Source organism: Mycobacterium paraseoulense (assembly GCF_010731655.1).
GTDB classification, from domain to species: domain Bacteria; phylum Actinomycetota; class Actinomycetes; order Mycobacteriales; family Mycobacteriaceae; genus Mycobacterium; species Mycobacterium paraseoulense.
Map to the genome: position 1 here is coordinate 6,019,892 of NZ_AP022619.1, position 18,298 is coordinate 6,038,189.

23 protein-coding genes are annotated in these 18,298 nt (G+C 68.1%); 14 read left to right on the forward strand and 9 right to left on the reverse strand.

Annotated features, from left to right (window positions below; all coding sequences use genetic code 11):
- Nucleotides 1–37: 37 nt before the first annotated feature.
- From hemE to G6N51_RS28375, 4 genes are read left to right on the forward strand one after another with little or no spacing between them, the layout of a single operon-like run.
- Complete coding sequence (gene hemE, locus G6N51_RS28360; RefSeq protein ID WP_083173759.1) at nt 38–1,087, forward strand: uroporphyrinogen decarboxylase; 1,050 nt, start codon at nt 38–40, stop codon at nt 1,085–1,087.
- The gene (locus tag G6N51_RS28365; RefSeq protein WP_083173760.1) at nt 1,084–2,439 is read left to right on the forward strand and encodes a protoporphyrinogen oxidase; all 1,356 of its coding nucleotides are present in this window, start codon (nt 1,084–1,086) and stop codon (nt 2,437–2,439) included. Before hemE ends, G6N51_RS28365 begins: the two co-directional genes overlap by 4 nt.
- A 5-nt stretch (nt 2,440–2,444) precedes the next feature.
- Nucleotides 2,445–3,140, forward strand: coding sequence for a hydrogen peroxide-dependent heme synthase (gene hemQ / locus G6N51_RS28370; RefSeq protein ID WP_083173761.1), 696 nt, complete (start codon nt 2,445–2,447; stop codon nt 3,138–3,140).
- Nucleotides 3,141–3,171: 31 nt separating this feature from the next.
- Nucleotides 3,172–3,921 (forward strand): class I SAM-dependent methyltransferase, encoded by a 750-nt coding sequence (locus G6N51_RS28375; RefSeq protein WP_083173762.1) that lies wholly within the window; start codon nt 3,172–3,174, stop codon nt 3,919–3,921.
- A 14-nt stretch (nt 3,922–3,935) separates the two neighbouring features.
- Here the strand turns inward: G6N51_RS28375 and msrB are convergent, their stop codons facing one another.
- Genes msrB through G6N51_RS28395 form a run of 4 tightly spaced genes read right to left on the reverse strand, consistent with a single transcriptional unit; the run spans nt 3,936 to nt 8,008 of the window.
- The gene (gene msrB / locus G6N51_RS28380; protein WP_083173763.1) at nt 3,936–4,346 is read right to left on the reverse strand and encodes a peptide-methionine (R)-S-oxide reductase MsrB; all 411 of its coding nucleotides are present in this window, start codon (nt 4,344–4,346) and stop codon (nt 3,936–3,938) included.
- Complete coding sequence (aftC, locus tag G6N51_RS28385; RefSeq protein WP_083173764.1) at nt 4,343–5,653, reverse strand: arabinofuranan 3-O-arabinosyltransferase; 1,311 nt, start codon at nt 5,651–5,653, stop codon at nt 4,343–4,345. Before aftC ends, msrB begins: the two co-directional genes overlap by 4 nt.
- 19 nt (nt 5,654–5,672) lie before the next feature.
- On the reverse strand, nt 5,673–7,232 hold the full coding sequence (locus G6N51_RS28390) for an alpha/beta hydrolase (protein ID WP_142275116.1): 1,560 nt from the start codon (nt 7,230–7,232) through the stop codon (nt 5,673–5,675).
- Nucleotides 7,233–7,246: 14 nt separating this feature from the next.
- Nucleotides 7,247–8,008, reverse strand: a complete 762-nt coding sequence (locus G6N51_RS28395) for a pyrimidine reductase family protein (RefSeq protein ID WP_083173766.1) — start codon at nt 8,006–8,008, stop codon at nt 7,247–7,249.
- Here G6N51_RS28395 and zapE point away from each other — a divergent pair.
- Complete coding sequence (gene zapE / locus G6N51_RS28400) at nt 8,007–9,104, forward strand: cell division protein ZapE (protein ID WP_163750854.1); 1,098 nt, start codon at nt 8,007–8,009, stop codon at nt 9,102–9,104. The two genes, G6N51_RS28395 and zapE, sit on opposite strands and share 2 nt — an antisense overlap.
- On the opposite strand, the gene G6N51_RS28405 is transcribed toward zapE, so the two are convergent.
- The 3 genes from G6N51_RS28405 to G6N51_RS28415 all read right to left on the reverse strand — a co-directional run bounded on the left by G6N51_RS28405 (nt 9,082) and on the right by G6N51_RS28415 (nt 10,945).
- Entirely contained in the window at nt 9,082–9,591 is a 510-nt protein-coding gene (locus G6N51_RS28405) for a GNAT family N-acetyltransferase (RefSeq protein WP_083176701.1), read from the reverse strand. The genes zapE and G6N51_RS28405 overlap by 23 nt on opposite strands.
- Nucleotides 9,579–10,103 (reverse strand): hypothetical protein, encoded by a 525-nt coding sequence (locus G6N51_RS28410; protein WP_083176738.1) that lies wholly within the window; start codon nt 10,101–10,103, stop codon nt 9,579–9,581. The genes G6N51_RS28405 and G6N51_RS28410 overlap by 13 nt, the downstream gene beginning before the upstream one ends.
- A gap of 95 nt (nt 10,104–10,198) precedes the next feature.
- Nucleotides 10,199–10,945, reverse strand: coding sequence for a Clp protease N-terminal domain-containing protein (locus G6N51_RS28415; protein WP_083176704.1), 747 nt, complete (start codon nt 10,943–10,945; stop codon nt 10,199–10,201).
- Between the two features lie 140 nt (nt 10,946–11,085).
- On the opposite strand from G6N51_RS28415, the gene G6N51_RS28420 reads away from it, so the two are divergent.
- From G6N51_RS28420 to G6N51_RS28435, 4 genes are all read left to right on the forward strand, one after another.
- On the forward strand, nt 11,086–11,388 hold the full coding sequence (locus G6N51_RS28420; protein ID WP_232078495.1) for a DUF732 domain-containing protein: 303 nt from the start codon (nt 11,086–11,088) through the stop codon (nt 11,386–11,388).
- Nucleotides 11,389–11,447: 59 nt separating this feature from the next.
- A complete protein-coding gene (locus G6N51_RS28425; RefSeq protein ID WP_083176728.1) occupies nt 11,448–11,765 on the forward strand; it encodes a DUF732 domain-containing protein in 318 nt (105 codons plus the stop codon).
- 142 nt (nt 11,766–11,907) lie between these two features.
- Nucleotides 11,908–13,422 carry an alanine/glycine:cation symporter family protein gene (locus G6N51_RS28430; RefSeq protein ID WP_232078496.1) on the forward strand — a complete coding sequence of 505 codons (1,515 nt, stop codon included), beginning with the start codon at nt 11,908–11,910 and terminating at the stop codon, nt 13,420–13,422.
- 82 nt (nt 13,423–13,504) lie between these two features.
- On the forward strand, nt 13,505–13,849 hold the full coding sequence (locus G6N51_RS28435) for a DUF732 domain-containing protein (RefSeq protein ID WP_083176730.1): 345 nt from the start codon (nt 13,505–13,507) through the stop codon (nt 13,847–13,849).
- Nucleotides 13,850–13,880: 31 nt separating this feature from the next.
- On the opposite strand, the gene G6N51_RS28440 is transcribed toward G6N51_RS28435, so the two are convergent.
- Nucleotides 13,881–14,801, reverse strand: a complete 921-nt coding sequence (locus G6N51_RS28440; RefSeq protein WP_083176732.1) for a cation diffusion facilitator family transporter — start codon at nt 14,799–14,801, stop codon at nt 13,881–13,883.
- A 362-nt stretch (nt 14,802–15,163) separates the two neighbouring features.
- On the opposite strand from G6N51_RS28440, the gene G6N51_RS28445 reads away from it, so the two are divergent.
- Nucleotides 15,164–15,499, forward strand: a complete 336-nt coding sequence (locus tag G6N51_RS28445; RefSeq protein WP_083176734.1) for a DUF732 domain-containing protein — start codon at nt 15,164–15,166, stop codon at nt 15,497–15,499.
- Between the two features lie 7 nt (nt 15,500–15,506).
- Here the strand turns inward: G6N51_RS28445 and G6N51_RS28450 are convergent, their stop codons facing one another.
- Entirely contained in the window at nt 15,507–15,719 is a 213-nt protein-coding gene (locus tag G6N51_RS28450; protein ID WP_083176736.1) for a hypothetical protein, read from the reverse strand.
- A gap of 621 nt (nt 15,720–16,340) precedes the next feature.
- Here G6N51_RS28450 and G6N51_RS28455 point away from each other — a divergent pair.
- The 4 genes from G6N51_RS28455 to G6N51_RS28470 all read left to right on the forward strand — a co-directional run bounded on the left by G6N51_RS28455 (nt 16,341) and on the right by G6N51_RS28470 (nt 18,182).
- Nucleotides 16,341–16,688 carry a DUF732 domain-containing protein gene (locus tag G6N51_RS28455; RefSeq protein ID WP_083175932.1) on the forward strand — a complete coding sequence of 116 codons (348 nt, stop codon included), beginning with the start codon at nt 16,341–16,343 and terminating at the stop codon, nt 16,686–16,688.
- Nucleotides 16,689–16,784: 96 nt separating this feature from the next.
- Nucleotides 16,785–17,531: a hypothetical protein gene (locus tag G6N51_RS28460; protein WP_083175930.1), complete on the forward strand. Its 747-nt coding sequence runs from the start codon at nt 16,785–16,787 to the stop codon at nt 17,529–17,531.
- Between the two features lie 28 nt (nt 17,532–17,559).
- The gene (locus G6N51_RS28465; protein ID WP_083175928.1) at nt 17,560–17,790 is read left to right on the forward strand and encodes a hypothetical protein; all 231 of its coding nucleotides are present in this window, start codon (nt 17,560–17,562) and stop codon (nt 17,788–17,790) included.
- Between the two features lie 122 nt (nt 17,791–17,912).
- Nucleotides 17,913–18,182, forward strand: coding sequence for a hypothetical protein (locus G6N51_RS28470; protein ID WP_083175926.1), 270 nt, complete (start codon nt 17,913–17,915; stop codon nt 18,180–18,182).
- The last annotated feature ends 116 nt before the right edge of the window (nt 18,183–18,298 follow it).

An 18,298-nucleotide genomic window follows, 5' to 3' on the forward strand; every position in this document is an offset into this window, starting at 1 on the left:
ACTACGCAGCGGGGCCGTCATGGCAGCATTGAGGACAATGAGTACTCGCCGCGACCTCCCCGAGTCGCCGTATCTGGCCGCCGTCACCGGTGGGAAGCCCGGCCGGATCCCGGTGTGGTTCATGCGGCAGGCGGGCCGTTCGCTGCCCGAATACCGCGCGCTGCGGGCCCAGACCGACATGCTGTCGGCCTGCTTCGACGCCGAGTTGGTCTGCGAGATCACCCTGCAGCCGGTGCGCCGGCACGACGTCGACGCGGCGATCTTGTTCTCCGACATCGTGGTGCCGCTGCTCGGCGCGGGCGTCGACCTGGACATCGTCGCGGGCGTCGGGCCGGTGATCGCGTCGCCGGTGCGCACCTCCGCCGACGTCGACGCGATGAAACCCCTCGACCGGCAACGGATTCAACCGGTATCCGACGCGGTCACGCTGTTGGTGGCCGCGCTCGGCGACGTCCCGCTGATCGGGTTCGCGGGCGCCCCGTTCACCCTGGCGTCGTACCTCATCGAGGGCGGCCCGAGCCGCCACCACGCCCGCACCAAGGCGATGATGTTCGCCGAACCGGACAGCTGGCATGCGCTGATGGAAAAGCTGACCGACATCACCGTCGGCTTCCTGCGGGCGCAGCTCGAAGCGGGGGTGGACGCCATCCAGGTGTTCGACTCGTGGGCGGGCGCGCTGTCGCTCGCCGACTACCGCACCCACGTGCAACCGCACAGCGCCAGGGTGTTCGGCGCGCTGGCCGAGCACGGCGTGCCGATGACGCACTTCGGCGTCGGCACCGCCGAACTGCTGGGCGCCATGTCGGCCGTCGGCGCGACGGTGGTGGGTGTGGACTGGCGAACGTCGCTCACCGACGCGGCCGCCCGGGTCGCGGCGGGCACGGCGCTGCAGGGCAACCTCGATCCGGTGGTGGCGCTGGCCGGCTGGCCGGTGGTGGAGCGCGCGGCGCGGGCCGTGGTCGAGGACGGGCGCCGCGCCGTCGACGCGGGCGCGAGCGGTCACGTCTTCAACCTGGGTCACGGCGTGCTGCCGGAGACCGACCCCGGTGTGCTGACCGATCTGGTGTCGCTGGTCCACTCCCTATGACGTCCCTCTCGTATTGCGTTGTCGGGGGCGGGATTTCGGGTCTGACGGCGGCCTACCGGCTGCGCGCGGCGGTGGGCGACGGCGCGGCCATCACGCTGTTCGAACCGGGCGACCGGCTGGGCGGGATATTGCGCACCGAGCAGGTCGGCGGGCAGACCATGGACGTCGGCGCCGAGGCGTTCATCCTGCGCCGGCCCGAGATGCCGGCGCTGCTGACCGAGTTGGGCCTCTCGGGGCGCCAGCTGGTCTCGACCGGCGCCCGGCCGTTGATCTACAGCCGGCAGAAGTTGCATCCGCTGCCCACCGCCACGGTGGTCGGGATTCCGTCGTCGGCCGCCTCGGTGGCCGGACTGGTCGACGAGGCGACGGTCGCGCGCATCGAAGCCGAGCCGAGCCGCCCGTTCGGCTGGCGAACCGGCAGCGATCCCGCGACCGCCGAACTGGTGGCCGAGCGGTTCGGCGAGCAGGTGGTGGCCCGGTCGGTGGATCCGCTGCTGAGCGGGGTGTACGCGGGTTCGGCGGCCACCATCGGTCTGCGCGCGGCCGCCCCCGGGGTCGCGGCCGCCTTGGACGCCGGCGCCACCAGCCTGACGGATGCGGTCCGCCGCGCGCTGCCCCCGGCGACCGGCGGGCCGGTGTTCGGGGCGTTGGACGGGGGCTACCGGGTACTGCTCGACGCGCTCGCGGAACGTGCCCGGCCGCACCGGGTCCGGGCCGCGGTGCAACGGCTGGACCCCGCCGGACCGGGATGGTCGCTGCTGGATTCCACCGGCGCCCGCTGGCACGCCGATGCGGTGATCCTGGCCATCCCCGCCCCGCGGCTGGCGCGCCTGGTCGCCGATGTCGCCCCCACGAGCGCCGCCGCCGCCGGCCGGATCGCCAGCGCGTCGTCGGTGGTGGTGGCGCTGGCGGTGCCGGGTGACACCCCCTTCCCGCAGTGCTCCGGTGTGCTGGTGGCGACCGGGGAAACGCTGCGGGGCAAGGCGATTACGCTTTCGTCGCGCAAGTGGGGCGCCCGCGGGGACACCCAGCTGCTGCGGCTTTCGTTCGGCCGGTGCGGCGACGGCGTGGCCGAAACGGCGTCGGACGACGAGCTGCTGGGATGGGCGTTGAGCGACCTGGTCGACGTGTTCGGGCTGGCCGTCGAGCCGGTCGATGCCCGCGTGCAGCGCTGGATCGAGGCGATGCCGCAGTACGGCCCCGGGCACGCGGAGCTGGTCGCCGAGATACGCGCGGGCCTGCCGCCGACACTCGCCGTGGCCGGCAGCTACCTCGACGGCATCGGCGTGCCCGCGTGCGTCGGGGCGGCCGGCCGCGCGGTCGAGGCCCTCGACACCGAAGTGGCACGATAGGTTCCATGGCCAAGCTCGACTACGACTCGCTCAATTCCACAATCCGCTACCTGATGTTCTCGGTGTTCAGCGTCGAGCCGGGTGAGCTCGGTGACCAGCGCGACGACGTCATCGATGAAGCGTCCACGTTCTTCAAGCAGCAGGAGGAGCGCGGCGTCGTGGTGCGCGGGCTCTACGACGTGGCGGGCCTGCGGGCCGACGCCGACTTCATGATCTGGACCCACGCCGAACGCGTCGAGGCGCTGCAGGCCACCTACGCCGACTTCCGGCGAACCACCGCGCTGGGGCGGGCCAGCGCGCCGGTGTGGAGCAGCGTGGCGCTGCACCGGCCGGCGGAGTTCAACAAGAGCCACATCCCGGCGTTCCTGGCCGGCGAGGAGCCCGGCAACTACATCTGCGTGTATCCGTTCGTGCGGTCCTACGAGTGGTATCTGCTGCCCGACGAGGAGCGGCGCCGCATGCTCGCCGAGCATGGCATGGCCGCGCGCGAATACAAGGACGTCCGCGCCAACACGGTGCCGGCGTTCGCGCTCGGCGATTACGAGTGGATCCTGGCCTTCGAGGCCCCCGAACTGCACCGCATCGTCGACCTGATGCGCGAGCTGCGCGCCACCGATGCCCGCAGGCACACCCGTGAGGAGACGCCGTTCTTCACCGGCCCGCGCGTGCCGGTCGAGCAGTTGGTGAACTCGCTGCCATGACGGCACCGACGACGATGCAGAGCGGCGCCCAATGACTACGCCCGACGTCACCGACCCGGCCCGATTCGAGGAGATGTACCGCGACGACCGGACGTCGCACGGGTTGCCCGCCGCCACGCCGTGGGACATCGGCGGCCCCCAGCCGGTGGTGCAGCGGCTGGTCGCCCTCGGCGCCGTCAAGGGCGAGGTGCTCGACCCGGGCACCGGGCCCGGCCACCACGCGATCTACTACGCGTCCAAGGGCTACCGTGCCACCGGCATCGACGGATCCGCGAGTGCGCTGGAGCGGGCCCGCGAAAACGCGCGCCAGGCCGGGGTTTCGGTCAACTTCGAGCTGGCCGACGCCACCAAGCTCGACGGCCTGGACGGCCGGTTCGACACCGTCGTCGACTGCGCCTTCTACCACACCTTCAGCACCGATCCCGAGTTGCAACGGTCCTACGTGCAGGCGCTGCGCCGGGCCACCAAGCCGGGGGCGCGGCTGTACATGTTCGAATTCGGCGAACACGACGTCAACGGCTTCAAGATGATGCGGTCGTTGTCCGAGAAGGACTTTCGTGACGTGCTGCCGCACGGCGGCTGGGAGATCACGTATCTGGGGCCGACGACGTACCTGGTGAACATCAGCGTCGAGCAGATCGAGATGATGGCCGCGCGCAATCCCGACATGGCCGATCAGGTGCAGGAGCTGCTGAAGCGGTTCCGGGCGATGGAGCCGTGGCTGGAGCGCGGCCGGGTGCACGCCCCGTTCTGGGAAGTGCACGCCACCCGCGTGGACTGATTTCGCCGCCGGGACTAAGCTCCCGCCGGCACCAGGCGCAGCGAGATCGAGTTGATGCAGTAACGCTGATCGGTCGGGGTGGGATAGCCCTCGCCGGTGAACACGTGGCCCAGGTGGCTGTGGCAGTTCGCGCACAGCACCTCGGTGCGCGTGGTGCCCATCGAGTGGTCGGGCCGCAGGATCACCGCGTCGGAGTTCGCCGGGTCGAAGAACGACGGCCATCCGCAGTGCGACTCGAACTTCTCCGTGCTGCGGAACAATTCGGCGCCGCAGGCCCGGCACTGGTAGACGCCTTCGGTTTTGGTGTCCGTGTATTCACCGGTGAAGGGCCGCTCGGTGCCGGCGCGGCGCAGCACCTCGAACTCCTGCGGGTTCAGCTTTCGGCGCCACTCGTCGTCGGACAGTTGCACCTTCGGACTCGTCATGCCTCCACGCTAGCGCGATCCGACTTGGGCGGCAGCCACGCCGGATCGATGCCCTCGTCCAGCCGGTCCTCGGCCTTGGCGTCCAGGTAGCGGAAGTACAGCACGGTGAACGCCACGATCAGCAACAGCGACCAGCCGTAGGTGATCTTCAGATAATGCAGCGCGCGGCCGTATCTCATCCATCGGTAAATCAGCCAGTCGTCCAGCGTCATGAAGCCGTAGATGCCCAGCCACGCCGGCCAGTTGCGGATCAGCGAGTTGGGCAGCACCACGGTCATCAGGAACGGGAATAGCATCATCGAGTAGTAGCCCTGGGCCAGCGACAGCACCAGCCACGACCACAGCAGCAGCACGCCCGACGAACCGGTGAACCAGAACAGCGGGTCGCGGGTGCGGTAATAGCGGTACAGCAGCCACAGAGCGCCGATGGCCAGCAGGGTGAATAGGATTCGCAGGAAGACGATCAACCAGGTGGGCAGGCCGAAGTAGACGCCGTTGCCCTCGATCGAGCTGTTGAAATAGTCCCGCGTGCCCAGGATGTAGGGCACCGTCTTGGTGACGAAGTCCATGGGATCGCTGACCAGGGGCCACGCGGCCAGGTTGACGACGACGGGCACCGCCACGGCCGGGACCAGGGCGCGCCACTGGCGGTTCAGCAGGGGCAGCAGGAGCAGCGGCCCCAGGACCGGTTTGAGCGTGAGTGTGAGGCCGATCGCCAGCCCGGCCCACCACTGGCGGCTGGCCCGGCCATCCAGCAGCCAGCGCAGGTACAGCACCTCCGCCAGCAGCACGCACCCGTTGATGTTGGTGAAGACCAGCGTGCTGGTCACGCTTTCCGTGCAGAACATCGCCAGCAGCAGGGCGGGTGCGGCCACCGACGACAGCGTGAACTTGAACAACCGCAGCAGCAGGTACCAGGCGATCAGGATGGCGACGGTGTTGATCAGGACGAACAGATACCGCGACGGCGTGAAGGACAGGTAGCCGAACGGGGCCATCAGCAGCGTGCCGCCGGGCGGATACAGGTAGTGCGGGTCGACGTAGTCGAAGTGCTCGTTGTAGATGTCCCAGCCGTGCCGGAAGTTGAGGACCGCGCGGTACACCGGCTTGAAGTCGTCGGTGATGTTGCCGTTGAGGGTGAGGATGATGCTGCGGTGCAGGACCGAGAAGATCGCGATCGGCCACAGCGCCGACCGCAGTATCGTCGCGGTGCTCGGCGGGCCGCTGCGGGGGCGGAAGGCGGCCAGCACCCGATCGCGCGGGCCGGTTCGGGTCGAGTCAGCTGCCGTCACCAGCGCACCGTACACCGGACGCCCACCCCGAATGTCAGGCGGGACAGTACGTGTCGGTGCCGGGGAGTTTCCCGCTGTTGACGTAGCCGATCAGCGGGGCAACCGCGCAGTTCGAGTAGATGCTGGCGCCGTGGCCGATGCCCTGCCACATCACCCGCTTGCTGGCCGCGTTGGCGTTGATGACGGTGGCCGCCGTCGCGGCGACCCCCTCGGTGCCGACGATCGGGTCGTTCTGCACGCCCAGCAGCAGGACGTCGACCTTCAGCGATTTCGGCGGCGCCGGCGGCGAACCGGTCGGCCAGTGCACGCATTTGACCAAGCTGAGCGCTGCGACGGTGCCGAACTGGGGATAGAGCTTGCCCCAGGCCACCACCAGTTCGCGCACCCGGTCCGGGGTGGGGCGGTTGACGGCGTCGCTGCAGGTGTTGACGAATTGGCCGTCGGAGTCCTCGGCGGCGTCGGCGTGGTTGATCAGGCTGGTCAGCGCATTGGTGTCCCCGGAGCGGGCGGCCGCCAGGGCGTTGGCCAGGCTGGTGGTGGCGTTGACGCGCCCGCCGGAGGGGAAGCCCAGCGCGACGGTGATGGCGCCGGCCAGCTGGGCCAGCGAGGCACCGGCGGGCCCCTTGCCGGCGCGGGCGTCGGCCAGCAGCCCGCTGACGGCACCCTTCGGGTCGGGACCCAGCGCGCAGTTCACCGCGAGGCATTGCGCGGCGAACGCGTCGAGCGCGGCCTGCTGGCCCTTGACCTGTTGTTCGGCGGCGGCTTCGGCGTTCACCCCCAACGCAATTGGCGAGTCGAGGATCAGCCGGGCGACCTTGTCGGGGCGCGCGGCGGCGTAGGCCAGCGCCACCTGCGCGCCGTTGCCGATTCCGACCAGCGCGACCGCGGGCACGTCCCACAGCGTCCGTAAGCGCTCGATGTCCGAGGCGGCGTGGGCGTCGTCGTAGGCGGATGCGCCGGGCGCGATGGCGTCGGTGCAGTTGGTGGTGGCGGTGTTCGCGACGTCGGACAGGTTGGCGACGGGGTCGTCGCCGGTTTGGAACTGCGCCTGGTCGCGCATGATCTGGCGGTCGGAGGTGTCCCGGCAGTCGATCGGGCTGGACATGCCCATGCCACGGCGGTCGACGGCGACGATCGGTCGGGTCTGCAGCACGTCGGCGCCGCCCCGCGACAGCCAGACCGGCAGCTGCGCCGAGGACGGCAGGTCGGTCCCGGTGGTGAAGACCAGCGGGCCCGCGTCGCGCGGGGTCTGGTTCGAGCGGGCGCGGACGACGCCGACGCTGACGGTGCCGGTCCCACCGCCGTTCGGGTCCAGGTCCGCGTCGTAGTTCGCGCACTCCAGCTGGACGCCCGCGGCGGGCGGGATCGCCGCGTCGCCGAACACCTTGGACGTGCAGTCGTGCCACGGCAGGTCGTTCTTGGGGGCCGCGATCGGTGGCGGGCCGGCGGGCGGCGGCTTGGGCGTCGTCGCCCCTTGGGGCCGCGCACCGGAATTGGTGGCGAAGCGCGGGTCGGCGGCCAGGCCCGGGACGCAGCCGGCAACCACGGTGGTCACCGCAACCAAGACCGTGGCGAGCGTGATCTGCCGACTCATGTCGACCACAGTAGCTAGGCCTTGACGTAACGGGTGTAGAGGTAACCGGCGCCGTCGGTCAAAACGTGGGCACAGCGCATCCGGGTGAGCAGCTGGCTGGGCCCCGTGGCGATGCGCCGGGCCAGGCCGCCGACGAGGTAGGGCGCGATGGTCAGGCAGAGCTCGTCGAGCATGTCGCGCCGGATCAACGAGTCGAGCAGCATCGGCCCGCCCTCGGTCAAGATGCGGTGCATTCCCCGCTCGCCGAGGGCTGCCAGCATGGCACCCTCGTCGACGGCGCCGGGGTCGCCGCCGGAGCAGTCGATGACCTCACACAGGTCGGTGAGTAGCCGGCTCGCCGGGGCCGCGGCCGCGGCACAGGTGAGCACCAGCGGCGGCACCTCGGTCCGGGTGAACACGGGCATGTCGCGGTCCAGGCGACCGGACTTGGTGACGATCGCCAGTTGCGGCACCTCGCTTTGCCCGCGGGCCTGCCGCCGCTGCCGCTGGGCGGCGCCCAGCTGGGCGCCGGAATAGCCCTCGACCCGCACGGTGCCCGCGCCGACCACGATGACGTCGGCGAGCTCGCGCAACAGGTTGAACACGAACCGGTCGCCGGGGCCGCCCATCGTTCCGCTGCTGCCGCCGGAGGTGGCACCGCCGTCCACGCTGGCGATGAAGTTGGCGCGCACCCAGGTCCCGTCGCGTTCGGGATAGTCGTAAAGTCCGGGGAGTTCACCGTCGGTGAGTTCGCGTACCGATCCGAGCAGCGACAGCGGCGTCTCGGGAAGGCCCATGGGGTTGATTGCAGCACGCCGCTACAGTTCTGGCATGCACGGGTCCCCTTCCCGCCGGGTGGCGCGCCTGGTGGACCGGCATCCGACCGTGTCGGTCGAGCGGCTGATCGCTCAATTGAGGCCGCCCCCAACGTTCGCCGACGTGAGCTTCGCGACTTATCAACCTGATCCGGCCGAGCCGACCCAGTCGGCCGCCGTCGCGGCGTGCCAGGGCTTCTGCCGCCAGGCCGTGCAGCGCCGCGCGGGCCGGCGAAAGTTGTTGGGCCGACGGGTGGTGCTGCCCGGGGTCGGGTTGTACCTGGACGGGGGCTTCGGGGTGGGCAAGACCCATCTGCTGGCGTCGGCCTACTACGCGCTGCCCGGCGAGGGACCGGAGCCGCCAACTCCCAAGGCGTTCGCAACTTTCGCAGAGCTGACCCAGTTGGCCGGGGTGTTCGGTTTCGCCGAATGCGTTGACCTGCTCGCCGATTACACGGCGGTGTGCATCGACGAGTTCGAGCTGGATGACCCCGGCAACACCACGCTGATCTCGCGACTGCTCTCGTCGCTGGTCGAGCGGGGGGTGTCGGTGGCCGCCACCTCCAACACGCTGCCCGAGCAGCTCGGCGAGGGCCGGTTCGCCGCGCAGGACTTCCTGCGCGAAATCAACACGTTGGCAAGCATTTTCACGACCGTGCGGATCGAAGGGCCCGACTATCGGCACCGTGGGTTGCCGCCGGCGCCCCGGCCCCTGTCGGACGACGAGGTGGCCGCGCGCGCGGCGCGGGTCGACGGGGCGACGCTGGACGATTTCGACGCGTTGTGCGCGCACCTGGCCACCATGCACCCGTCGCGGTACCTGACCCTGATCGAGGGGGTGACCGCGGTGTTCTTGACCGGAGTGCACGGCATCGACGACCAGAACGTGGCGCTGCGCCTGGTGGCGCTGACCGACCGGCTGTATGACGCCGGCACACCGGTGGTCGCCGCGGGCGACAAGCTGGACACCATCTTCAGCGCGGAGATGCTCGCCGGGGGCTACCGAAAGAAGTACCTGCGGGCCATGTCTCGGCTCGTGGCGCTGACCGCCGGGGTCAGCGAAGGGTGCGGGTCATGACGAAGTCGTTCTCGCGGCTGGCGCCCACCCGAAAGGTTCTGGTGCCGCTGACCGTGAAGCCGCTCCGGGCGTAGAAGCGTTGCGCGCGTCGGTTGGCCTGGTTGACACCCAGCCACACGCGGCCCGCGCCCCATTCGCCGGCGGTGGCCAGCGCGAGGTCCATCAGCGCGGTCGCGACCCCGGTGCCGTGGTGCTCGGGCGCAACGTAGATCTTGGACAGTTCGACGTCGTCGTCGCCGCGAATCAGCATGGCGTAACCGATGATTCGTTCGTCGTGCGTCGCGGTGAGGACGGCGCGTCGCGGGTCGGCGAGGTACTCGGTGAAGCGGTCGGCCGACAGGTTGGCGCCGACGAATGACGCGATGTTCTCGGGCGCCACCGAGGCCGGGCAGGCCAAGGGGAAGGTGCGCGCGGCGATGTCGGCAAGCTCTCGGACGTCAACGGAGTCCGTCGTGACGACGCGTACGGTGCGGGTCAGAGGTTCCACTGCGCGAGGTGGTAGCCCGTCTTCCTATCCAGCAGCACCACGGTGGAGACGGGATCGCGGTAGGCATCCCAATACACTTCGCCGCGCACGACCGCACCGTTGGGCGCGTTGGTGAGCACGTTGTCCAGCGCGTCGGGTGCGTCGGTGGCGCGCGGCTTGTAGGCGTCGGCGAACGGGGTCACGCCGTCGAAGCTGAAGGTGGTCGCCATGACGAACGGGTTGGGCACCCGGACCGCGTGGACGATCACGTCGGCGCGCTCAACCGTGCTGCCGGGGAAGCCCTTATAGGTGCCTTCGCGGGTGTAGCCGAAGCCGGGGGGCGGATCGCAGGGAGACACGCCGGCGACGGTCACGTCGGCGACGTAGGTGCCGGTGTCCACCCGCAGGGTGTCACCGATGTGGCCGATGGGGGCGTCACCGGCCCAGGCGCGCGGAACGGGAAGCACGGCGACGGCGGGGAGGCTCGCCGCGGCGACGAGAAAGGCGGACACGACGATCAACCAGCGGTGCATCTTCGCCACGTCTTCGCCTCCTAGGCGCCCGGGGAAGGGGACCATCGAATGATCGCACACCCGGCCATGCGGCCGGGAGGGGTCGACGGCACCGGTCAGCCGCCCGCGCGGACGCCCGCGCCACCCCCGAGCGATTCCAGCGCCTTGATCAAATCGGCCTCGACCCGGCCCTTGTCCACGCCGAAACGGTGCAGCGGTCCCTGCTCGGGCGAGGAGTCCTGAAGCTCGAGCAGCGCCAGCAGCATGTGTTCGGTCCCGATGTAGTTGTGGCCCAGCCGAAGTGCTTCCCGGAAGGTCAGCTCGAGGGCCTTGCGTGCCGGGCCGCTGAACGGGATCAGGTCGGGGGTCTCGGCGCCGGCGGGGGGCAGGTTGACGGCGGCGCGCAGGGCCTCGGTGTCGACGTTTTGCAGGCGCAGCAGCACCGTGGCCAGGGCGGCCGGATCGCTGAGCACGCCGAGCAGCAGGTGATCGGGGATGATCTCGTCGTTGGCCGCCTCGTGCGCGGCGTTCTGGGCCGCCACCACCGCGCCCCGCGCTCGCGGGGTGAAGCGGCCGAAACCCTGCTCGGGATCCAGCGTGGCCGCCTCGGCGCGCGGCACGAACCGCTTCTGGGCCGCCTGTTTGGTGACGCCCATGCTCTTGCCGATGTCGGTCCACGACGCCCCGGAGCGGCGGGCCTGGTCCACGAAGTGCCCGATCAGGTGGTCCGCCACCTCGTCCAGGTGCTCGGCGGCCAGCACGGCGTCGGCCAGTTGGTCCAGCGCGTCGGTGTGCACCGACTTGATCGCGTTGATCAGCTCGTCGAGGCGGACGAGGTAGGCGATGCGGGCCGGTTCGGACATGGCGTCAACGGTAGGTTGACGCAAGGCTGGTGTCAACCGTGGGTTGACGGACGTTAAGAATTGTTTCGCCGGCTGCGGACCTGCGACGGGTCTGGAACGATTTCGAATTTATGAAGGTTGTTCTGACAATTGCCAGCGTCGTGGCCGCAATTGGCTTGGCCGTGCCCGCGCACGCCGATGACACCGACGACGCATTCCTCGGGTCGCTGAATTCGGCCGGTTTCACCTATAACGATCCGGGCCAAGTCATCCAGGCCGCCCACTACGTGTGCTCGGCGGCCAGCGGTGGCACGGCGATGCCGGACATCGTGACCGCGATGACCTCCAAGGCGGCCGCGCTGACCCAGGAGAAGGCGGAGAAGTTCACCGCGATCGCGGCCAACGCGTACTGCCCGGACGCGATCTCGTCGTCCACCCCGACCACCACGACCGCCAGCTCCTGATCGGCCGATTCGCTCCACGAGATGCGGATGGACGGCAGCTCTGGAACGATCGGTGAGCCGTGAGGCTTTTTCTGATCCTGCTCGGCGTTGCCGCCGTAGTCGGTCTGGCCGGTCCCGCTCGCGCCGATGGCAGCGACGACGCCTTCCTCGCCACGGTTCACGCGGCCGGCCTGACCTATTCGGACCCGGATCAGGCGATTACGTCGGGCCGGTCGGTGTGCAAGTTGGTGAGCGAGGGCTCGCAGCTGTCGGACGTCGTCCGGATGATTCAGATGCTCGATCGCGGGCTTCAGGGGGACGACGCCACGCGCTTCGCGGCGATCGCCGCCAGTTCGTATTGTCCCCAAGCCCTTTCGACCTCCGACGCCGCCTCCTAGCGGTCGGTGGCGGTCGGGGCCGTTTTGACATGTGATCGGCTTTTTACACATCCGCCTTCTAACGGCGGGTGAACGAAACGTGTAATCAACAATTCGCCCATACCATTTCGGCGACGGACAGCGGCCGCAGTCGAAAGGAAGCATGGGTTTGGACTTCCTTCAGCAGCAGTTGGTCGAACCCCTTAGCAACATCCTGAATACCCACGTCCTGATCTATTTGCTGATCGGTGGCGGTGTCTATTTCACGGTGCGCACCCGTTTCATCCAGATCCGCTACTTCGGTCGCATGGTCCGCCAGCTCCGCCGAGCGCACCATTACGACGGCGGGATCTCCTCCTTCCAGGCGTTCTGCGTGGGCCTCGCGTCGCGCGTGGGTACCGGAAACATCGCCGGCGTCGCGATCGCGCTGACCGTGGGCGGGCCCGGTGCCGTCTTCTGGATGTGGGTGGTCGCGGCGGTCGGCATGGCCACCGCGGTGATCGAGGCCACCCTGGCCCAGATCTTCAAGGTCCGCTCTGATGACGGCGCCTTCCGCGGCGGCCCCGCGTTCTACATCCAACGCGGATTGCGGTCACGGGCGGGCGGCGTCGTCTTCGCCGTGCTGTTGGTGATCACGTTCTCCACCGCCTTCAACATGGTGGAGACCAATGCGATCAGCGGGGTGTTGCAGTCGTCGCACGGCATCGGAGTGGGTTGGACGACAGTCGTTTTGGCGGGGCTGGCGGCGCCCGTGCTCTTCGGTGGGGTGCGGCGGGTTGCCCAATTCGCCGGGTCGGTCCTTCCGGCGGTGGCGCTGGTGTACACACTGCTCGCCCTGGGAATCGTGGCCGTCAACATCACCGAGCTGCCGACGGTGATCAGGGAGATCATCGGCGGGGCGTTCGGAATCCGCCAAATGGCAGGCGGTTTCGCGGGTGGTGCGCTCGCCGCGATGTTCACCGGCGTGAAGCGAGGCCTATTCGCCTGCGAGGCCGGGATGGGCAGCTCGCCCAACATCGCCGGCGCCGCGACGGTGAGACATCCGGTGGAACAGGGCCTTATCCAGTCGCTCGCCGTGTTCGTCGACACCATGGTGATCTGCACCGCGACGGCATTCATCGTGCTGCTGTCGGGTCCGGAAACCTACAACCCGGCCCGCCTGGGATCGGTTGCCGGTGCGAGCCTCACGGAGTCCGCGGTCGCCGCCGACCTCGGGTCGTGGACCACGGTGTTGATGACCGCCGTGGTGTTCGTCTTCGCGTTCGCGTCGGTGCTGAGCAATTACGTGGTCGCCGAGGCCAATCTGTTCTACCTGGGTGGCCGGCGCCTGGCGGCCAATGTGCTGAAGGTGGTCACGCTGGTTTCCATCGTATTCGGGGCATTGGCGAAGCTGACGCTGGTGTGGGCGCTCGCGGACCTGACGATGGCGGTGATGGCGATCGTGAACCTGCTCACCATCTGCCTGCTGGGGAAGTGGGCGTTCGCGGCGCTCAAGGATTACCACCGGCAGTTCGCGCAGGGCGGACTGCCGGTTTTCATCGCCAGCGAGGCCGGCCTGCCCGGCGCGCTTGACGGCGACATCTGGGAACCAGCGGAGCAGCGGCAGGTCGGAGCGCTGCCCGCGTCGTTGACGATGCGCCGGCCGGCGCTGCGACCGTCCCGGGCGCCGGCGGCGTAGCCGGTTCGGGCGGTAAGAGTTCACCGGCCGTTTCCCCGGCGAGGTGCCATTCGCCAACGGGTCTGCGAGAATCGCTTGCGTTATGCGATTCCTACTGGTTTTGGCGAGCGCCGCCGCCGTGATTGGACTGGCCGCCCCCGCGTCTGCCGACGTCGACAACGATCAGGACTTCCTCAAAGACCTGCGAGACGCCGGCATCACCTACCAGGATGGTGGCAACGCGATCACCATCGGCAAGTCGGTGTGCGAGCTGCTCGACGACGGGCAGTCATCCGCGGAGATCGTGACGCAACTGCGCAATCAGAACCCGGCGTTTCAGGGCGCCAGCGCGGCCAAGTTCACGTACCTGTCCGCGTCGCACTATTGCCCGAAGTACATAACCGGCGAGGACCGCGGCCCGAAGCCGGAAGGTGCGACCGGCAACTGACCGCTCAGGCTGACGCCTGGGCCGCGTTCGCTCAGGCGGCTCGTGCCGTCCACGTGAAGTTGTGCATCTCGGGGATCCGCGGCGTCAGCGCGGCCGCGACCAGGCGACCGATTCGATCGGCGGCCGCCAGCGGAGTGTCGGGATCGAGGAAGCCTTCCACCTCGACACGCAAAGTCCGGCCGGTCCATCGGGCCCGGGCGTGCGCGTGGGTGACGCCGGGCACGGTGGCGGCGACGGCCTCGGCGGTCGTGACGATTTCGGGGTCGACGCCGTCGAGTAGGCGGTGAGCGATGTCGGCGGTCACCTCCCAGCCGACGTGGCAGATGAATCCGGTGACGACGATCCCGGCGACCGCGTCGGCCCAGCCCCAGCCAAGCGCCACACCGATCAGCCCGAGCATCGCCCCGGCCGAGGACAAGGCGTCCAGCCAGGAATGCTTGGCGTCGGCCACCATGGTCGCGGAGCGAATCCGCTTGCCTACCACCAGTTTGTAGCGGGCCACCAGCTGGTTGCCCGCGATTCCCACGATCGCCGCGGCGATACCCCAACTCACGTATCCGGTGCCGCCGTGCCGGAGCAACTTGTTGACGCTTTCGAAGGCGGCGACCGCCGCACTGCCCCAGATGACCACTGCCACACCGATTCCGGCGAGGTCCTCGGCGCGTTCGTAGCCGTACGGATAGCGCTCGCTGGGGAGTTTGCGCGACGCCCGAAACCCGACGAACACCAGGACGCTGGTGGAGACGTCGGACAGGTTGTGCAAGGCGTCGCCGAGCAACGCCACCGAGCCGGACAGCAGGGCGATGCCCAATTCGACGAGCCCGGTCAGCGCCAGCCCGATGGCGCTGACGGCGACGGCCCGGTTGGCCTGTCGACGCTCGCCCGCATCGTCGGTGACGGTGTCGAGAGGAAAACTTGCCGCTGGGTCACGGACGCCGTTCACGATGTGCATACGGCAAGCATGCCCCATCGATCTCCGGTGCCCAACCTGGTCACGGACGCATGCGAACGACGGGTGGGCGCCGAAGCGGTTCGCACGCAGCGGCATCGTCCGGCTACCGTTCCCGCACTCGCGCGACGCGGCGTTCCGTCGTTTCACGCATCTGCTGCCGCGCGCGGGCAATGGCGCCGGACGTAACTGGCGATCTCGTCAATTAAAGGCCGGTCGGCGGCAGGGGCGCGATTTTCTGAATTTGCCAGCGCCGGAGCGGGGCGTATGCAAAAGTATCTGTTGATCGAAACGCTGACCCGTACGTTGATCGGCTGGCTGCGCGATCAGGATATGTCGAAACACAGACCCACCGAGGACCCACCATGAAGAATCCGGCACCACTGACCGGCCCGCTCGCTGCCGTTTTGGCAAGCATCGCCGTTGTCGCCGCCCCGATGGCCAACGCCGACGCGACGGACGACGTTTTTCTGCAGGCGCTCGGCCAGCAGGGCATCGCCTTTACCAACCTGTCGAACCAGACCGTCGTCAACGCCGGACATGGAGTTTGCCAGGACTGGGCCAATGGCGCGACACTCGCGCAGACCCTGTCCGACGTCAAAGGTGCGCTCGGATTAACCGATACGAATTCGGGCTACTTCATCGGCGCCGCGACGCAGTCGTACTGCCCCCAGTACGTCAGCAAAGCGACGCAAAGCTAACGACCGGTCACGAGTCCCCGTCGGGGTGCGGCTTCGCGTCGCGCGACCGGCGAGCGCGCCTCGGTAGCAGCATCAGCATCACCGGGAACCGCAGCAGCGCGTCGCGGTGGGAGACTTCGAGGAACACCGTTTCTATCTCGATGTTCCTTATCGGTTGTCTTTCCATCATCAGGCGCGTCCGCAGGTAGCGCGGGGTCCTCAGCCACTCGACCAAATTCATGCCCGCGACTCTACCCTTTCGGCGAAAGCCATTGCGGGGCAAAATAACCTGCAGAACTCGGTGAATTGCCCTATCCGCCCCAAGGTCGGGGATGGGGCAAATGGCTTCGGTTGCCGATACCCCGGGGTACGGCTGATTGGCAGGAATTCTTCAGGTTTGTAACGGGCCCGGACGACTAGAATTGGCGGGGTGAACGCGCAGGCCGAACGCTAGCGGCGATCGCGTCGGTCGGGTCCTCCGGCGATGAGAAAGTCGGCAGCGATATTCGTGGCCGTTGGGACGGTAATGCTCAGCGGGGCTACCGCTCACGCTGACTCGCCGTCGCCGGGTCCCACGCCCCCTCCGGGTACACCCAAATGCCTGACCTTCGATGGCCCACAGTTGAACTGGCTGCCGTGCGGATGGACGACGGATGGCCGGCGCTGGACCCCTCCGCCGCCCCCACCGCCGCCTGGGCCGTGATTGTCACATGGTCGGATCAAGCATTCGTCGCCCCCGACGCCGATTATTCAACTTTCGATAAGCTGCATTTTCCCTGGTTTTCCTATTCTGCGTATCCTGCCGCATTGGAGCCGCATCCTGCGGGCGCCGTCAACGGTACGAAGAAAGGAAGCGGATCAAATGCCCTCATCTCGCTGGCTGGCGCGACTGGCCGTCCCCGTCGTGGCCGGTGCCGCCCTCATTGCCAGCACGGCGATCGCGACCGCCGATGCCAACGATGACGCCTACCTCGCTCAACTGCGCGCTCAGGGCTTCAGTTGGCCACCGGGCCACGAAGCCGCCCTCACCGGCATGGGGCGCCTCATCTGTGACGATCTGGGGTGGGGCTGGACGTACGACCAAATCGCCCAGAACATCCACGCCGACCTCGACCCGCGGAACGTGACGTTCGGGGACGTCCATTCCATGGTGGCGCTGGCGCATTCGACCTATTGCCCGCTGCAGCGGTGCTGGACCGACCACTGCTGACGGTTGAATTCTTAGGACCATTTCTGAGACACGGCCATTGTTTCCGGTGTAGCGTCCCGATCAATTTCATAACGGGCGTGGCAGAAAGACCGGGCGATGAAAGCAGCAATCGCGGTCGCGGTGGCAGCGGTTGTTGCGCTAGGTCTGCCGAATGCCGCGCCGGCCCGTGCCGAGACGACGGCCACCGTCAAGGCCCAGACCACCCAGCGCATGAACGGCCCCAACACGAAGGCCGGCCGCGACGGGGTTTACAACGCCGGCGAGGTATTGACGCTCGTGTGCCACAGCACGGGCGAGCCGGTCAAGGGCTTCTTCAGCTATCAGATTGCCGACGGGGGATGGGACAGCCTGTGGTACAAGACATCTGACGGGCACTACGTCGCCGACGTCGACATCGACACGCGTACCCTCGACGCGCTCGGCCCCGACTGCGGTGGGGGTGGGGGAGCGGCGCCGGCCGCAGCGGCCGGCGAGGACAAGGCGGCTCGCGCGATGGCGTGGGCACGCGGTCAGATGGCCGCCGATCCCGACAACACGGTCCAATGCGAGGCGTTCGTCGAGCAGGCCTACAACCACGCGTTCCGGTACCCGTCGGCGATGGACGCTTTCAACGATTTCAATCGCAAGGGGCTCATCCACACCAACGCGGACAACATTCCTCAGGGGGCACTCGTGTTTACGAGCAATCCCGGATTCGATCACGGCACCGGCCACGTCATGCTCAGCGAGGGCAATGGCCAGTACCTCACCGCCAACTACTTCACGCCGCCGCACATTCGGGAAATACGGCCAAGCCCCAGCGATTCGCAAAACATTTTTCTCGGTTGGGCGTACGTGCCGTAGCCGAGCACGCTGTGGTACTTACGACCACATGAACAATCCTTCACCGGGCCCGGGTTGGTGGCTGGCGTCCGACGGCAACTGGTATCCGCAGCAGTGGGAATACACGTGGGATTACCGCGAGGGGGACACCGCCATGGACGAGATGAAGCTCAGGGCCGACGAGCTGGGCCGGCAGGGCTGGGAAATGGTCGGTCTTGATGCCGACCATCGTGGGGCTTTTTCCGTCGCATGCTTCTTCAAGCGGCCGATCGCGCCGTAACCCCGTCCGTGAGCCGGCGCCGCCTTGGTTGAGGCGCCGGCGGCACAAGTGGGTAAACAACGCAATGACGCGCCGGGAAGCGTCTGTTGTGCGATCAGTCACTAGTCGAAAGGCGGCATCGGATGGCTCGTCAAGACGGAGGCCGGTGGGACGTCGGCATCAAAGACAACGCGGTTTATCTGGCGCGCGTCTCGGAGGACAACGAGCGATTATTCGACGATTCGTTGGCGTCCGAGGAGGCCCGCGAGCTGGCTGAGCTCTTGACCAAGTTCGCCGACAAGCTCGATAAGTCCGACAAGTCGAGGGACGACGACGAGGACGACGAGGACGACGAAGACCGCGACGAGGACGACGAAGACGACGAGGAGGGCTCCAAGAAGTCGTCGGATTAGATTCCGATCGAGCTGTTGATGTCGCGCTCTGCGGGTGGCGTAACCCAGAGTCAGGATCTGGTGCAGGCCTGATGGCAGCTAATACCGTTGGCTCCATCAGGTTGCAGTGCTGCTGA

Coding starts and splice junctions, on each gene's coding strand:
- hemE (WP_083173759.1), top strand. CDS start 38: ATGAGTACTCGCCGCGACCTCCCCGAGTCGCCGTATCTGGCCGCCGTC.
- G6N51_RS28365 (WP_083173760.1), top strand. CDS start 1,084: ATGACGTCCCTCTCGTATTGCGTTGTCGGGGGCGGGATTTCGGGTCTG.
- hemQ (WP_083173761.1), top strand. CDS start 2,445: ATGGCCAAGCTCGACTACGACTCGCTCAATTCCACAATCCGCTACCTG.
- G6N51_RS28375 (WP_083173762.1), top strand. CDS start 3,172: ATGACTACGCCCGACGTCACCGACCCGGCCCGATTCGAGGAGATGTAC.
- msrB (WP_083173763.1), bottom strand. CDS start 4,346: ATGACGAGTCCGAAGGTGCAACTGTCCGACGACGAGTGGCGCCGAAAG.
- G6N51_RS28390 (WP_142275116.1), bottom strand. CDS start 7,232: ATGAGTCGGCAGATCACGCTCGCCACGGTCTTGGTTGCGGTGACCACC.
- zapE (WP_163750854.1), top strand. CDS start 8,007: ATGGGGTTGATTGCAGCACGCCGCTACAGTTCTGGCATGCACGGGTCC.
- G6N51_RS28395 (WP_083173766.1), bottom strand. CDS start 8,008: ATGGGCCTTCCCGAGACGCCGCTGTCGCTGCTCGGATCGGTACGCGAA.
- G6N51_RS28410 (WP_083176738.1), bottom strand. CDS start 10,103: ATGCACCGCTGGTTGATCGTCGTGTCCGCCTTTCTCGTCGCCGCGGCG.
- G6N51_RS28415 (WP_083176704.1), bottom strand. CDS start 10,945: ATGTCCGAACCGGCCCGCATCGCCTACCTCGTCCGCCTCGACGAGCTG.
- G6N51_RS28430 (WP_232078496.1), top strand. CDS start 11,908: ATGGGTTTGGACTTCCTTCAGCAGCAGTTGGTCGAACCCCTTAGCAAC.
- G6N51_RS28435 (WP_083176730.1), top strand. CDS start 13,505: ATGCGATTCCTACTGGTTTTGGCGAGCGCCGCCGCCGTGATTGGACTG.
- G6N51_RS28440 (WP_083176732.1), bottom strand. CDS start 14,801: ATGCACATCGTGAACGGCGTCCGTGACCCAGCGGCAAGTTTTCCTCTC.
- G6N51_RS28445 (WP_083176734.1), top strand. CDS start 15,164: ATGAAGAATCCGGCACCACTGACCGGCCCGCTCGCTGCCGTTTTGGCA.
- G6N51_RS28450 (WP_083176736.1), bottom strand. CDS start 15,719: ATGAATTTGGTCGAGTGGCTGAGGACCCCGCGCTACCTGCGGACGCGC.
- G6N51_RS28455 (WP_083175932.1), top strand. CDS start 16,341: ATGCCCTCATCTCGCTGGCTGGCGCGACTGGCCGTCCCCGTCGTGGCC.
- G6N51_RS28460 (WP_083175930.1), top strand. CDS start 16,785: ATGAAAGCAGCAATCGCGGTCGCGGTGGCAGCGGTTGTTGCGCTAGGT.
- G6N51_RS28465 (WP_083175928.1), top strand. CDS start 17,560: ATGAACAATCCTTCACCGGGCCCGGGTTGGTGGCTGGCGTCCGACGGC.
- G6N51_RS28470 (WP_083175926.1), top strand. CDS start 17,913: ATGGCTCGTCAAGACGGAGGCCGGTGGGACGTCGGCATCAAAGACAAC.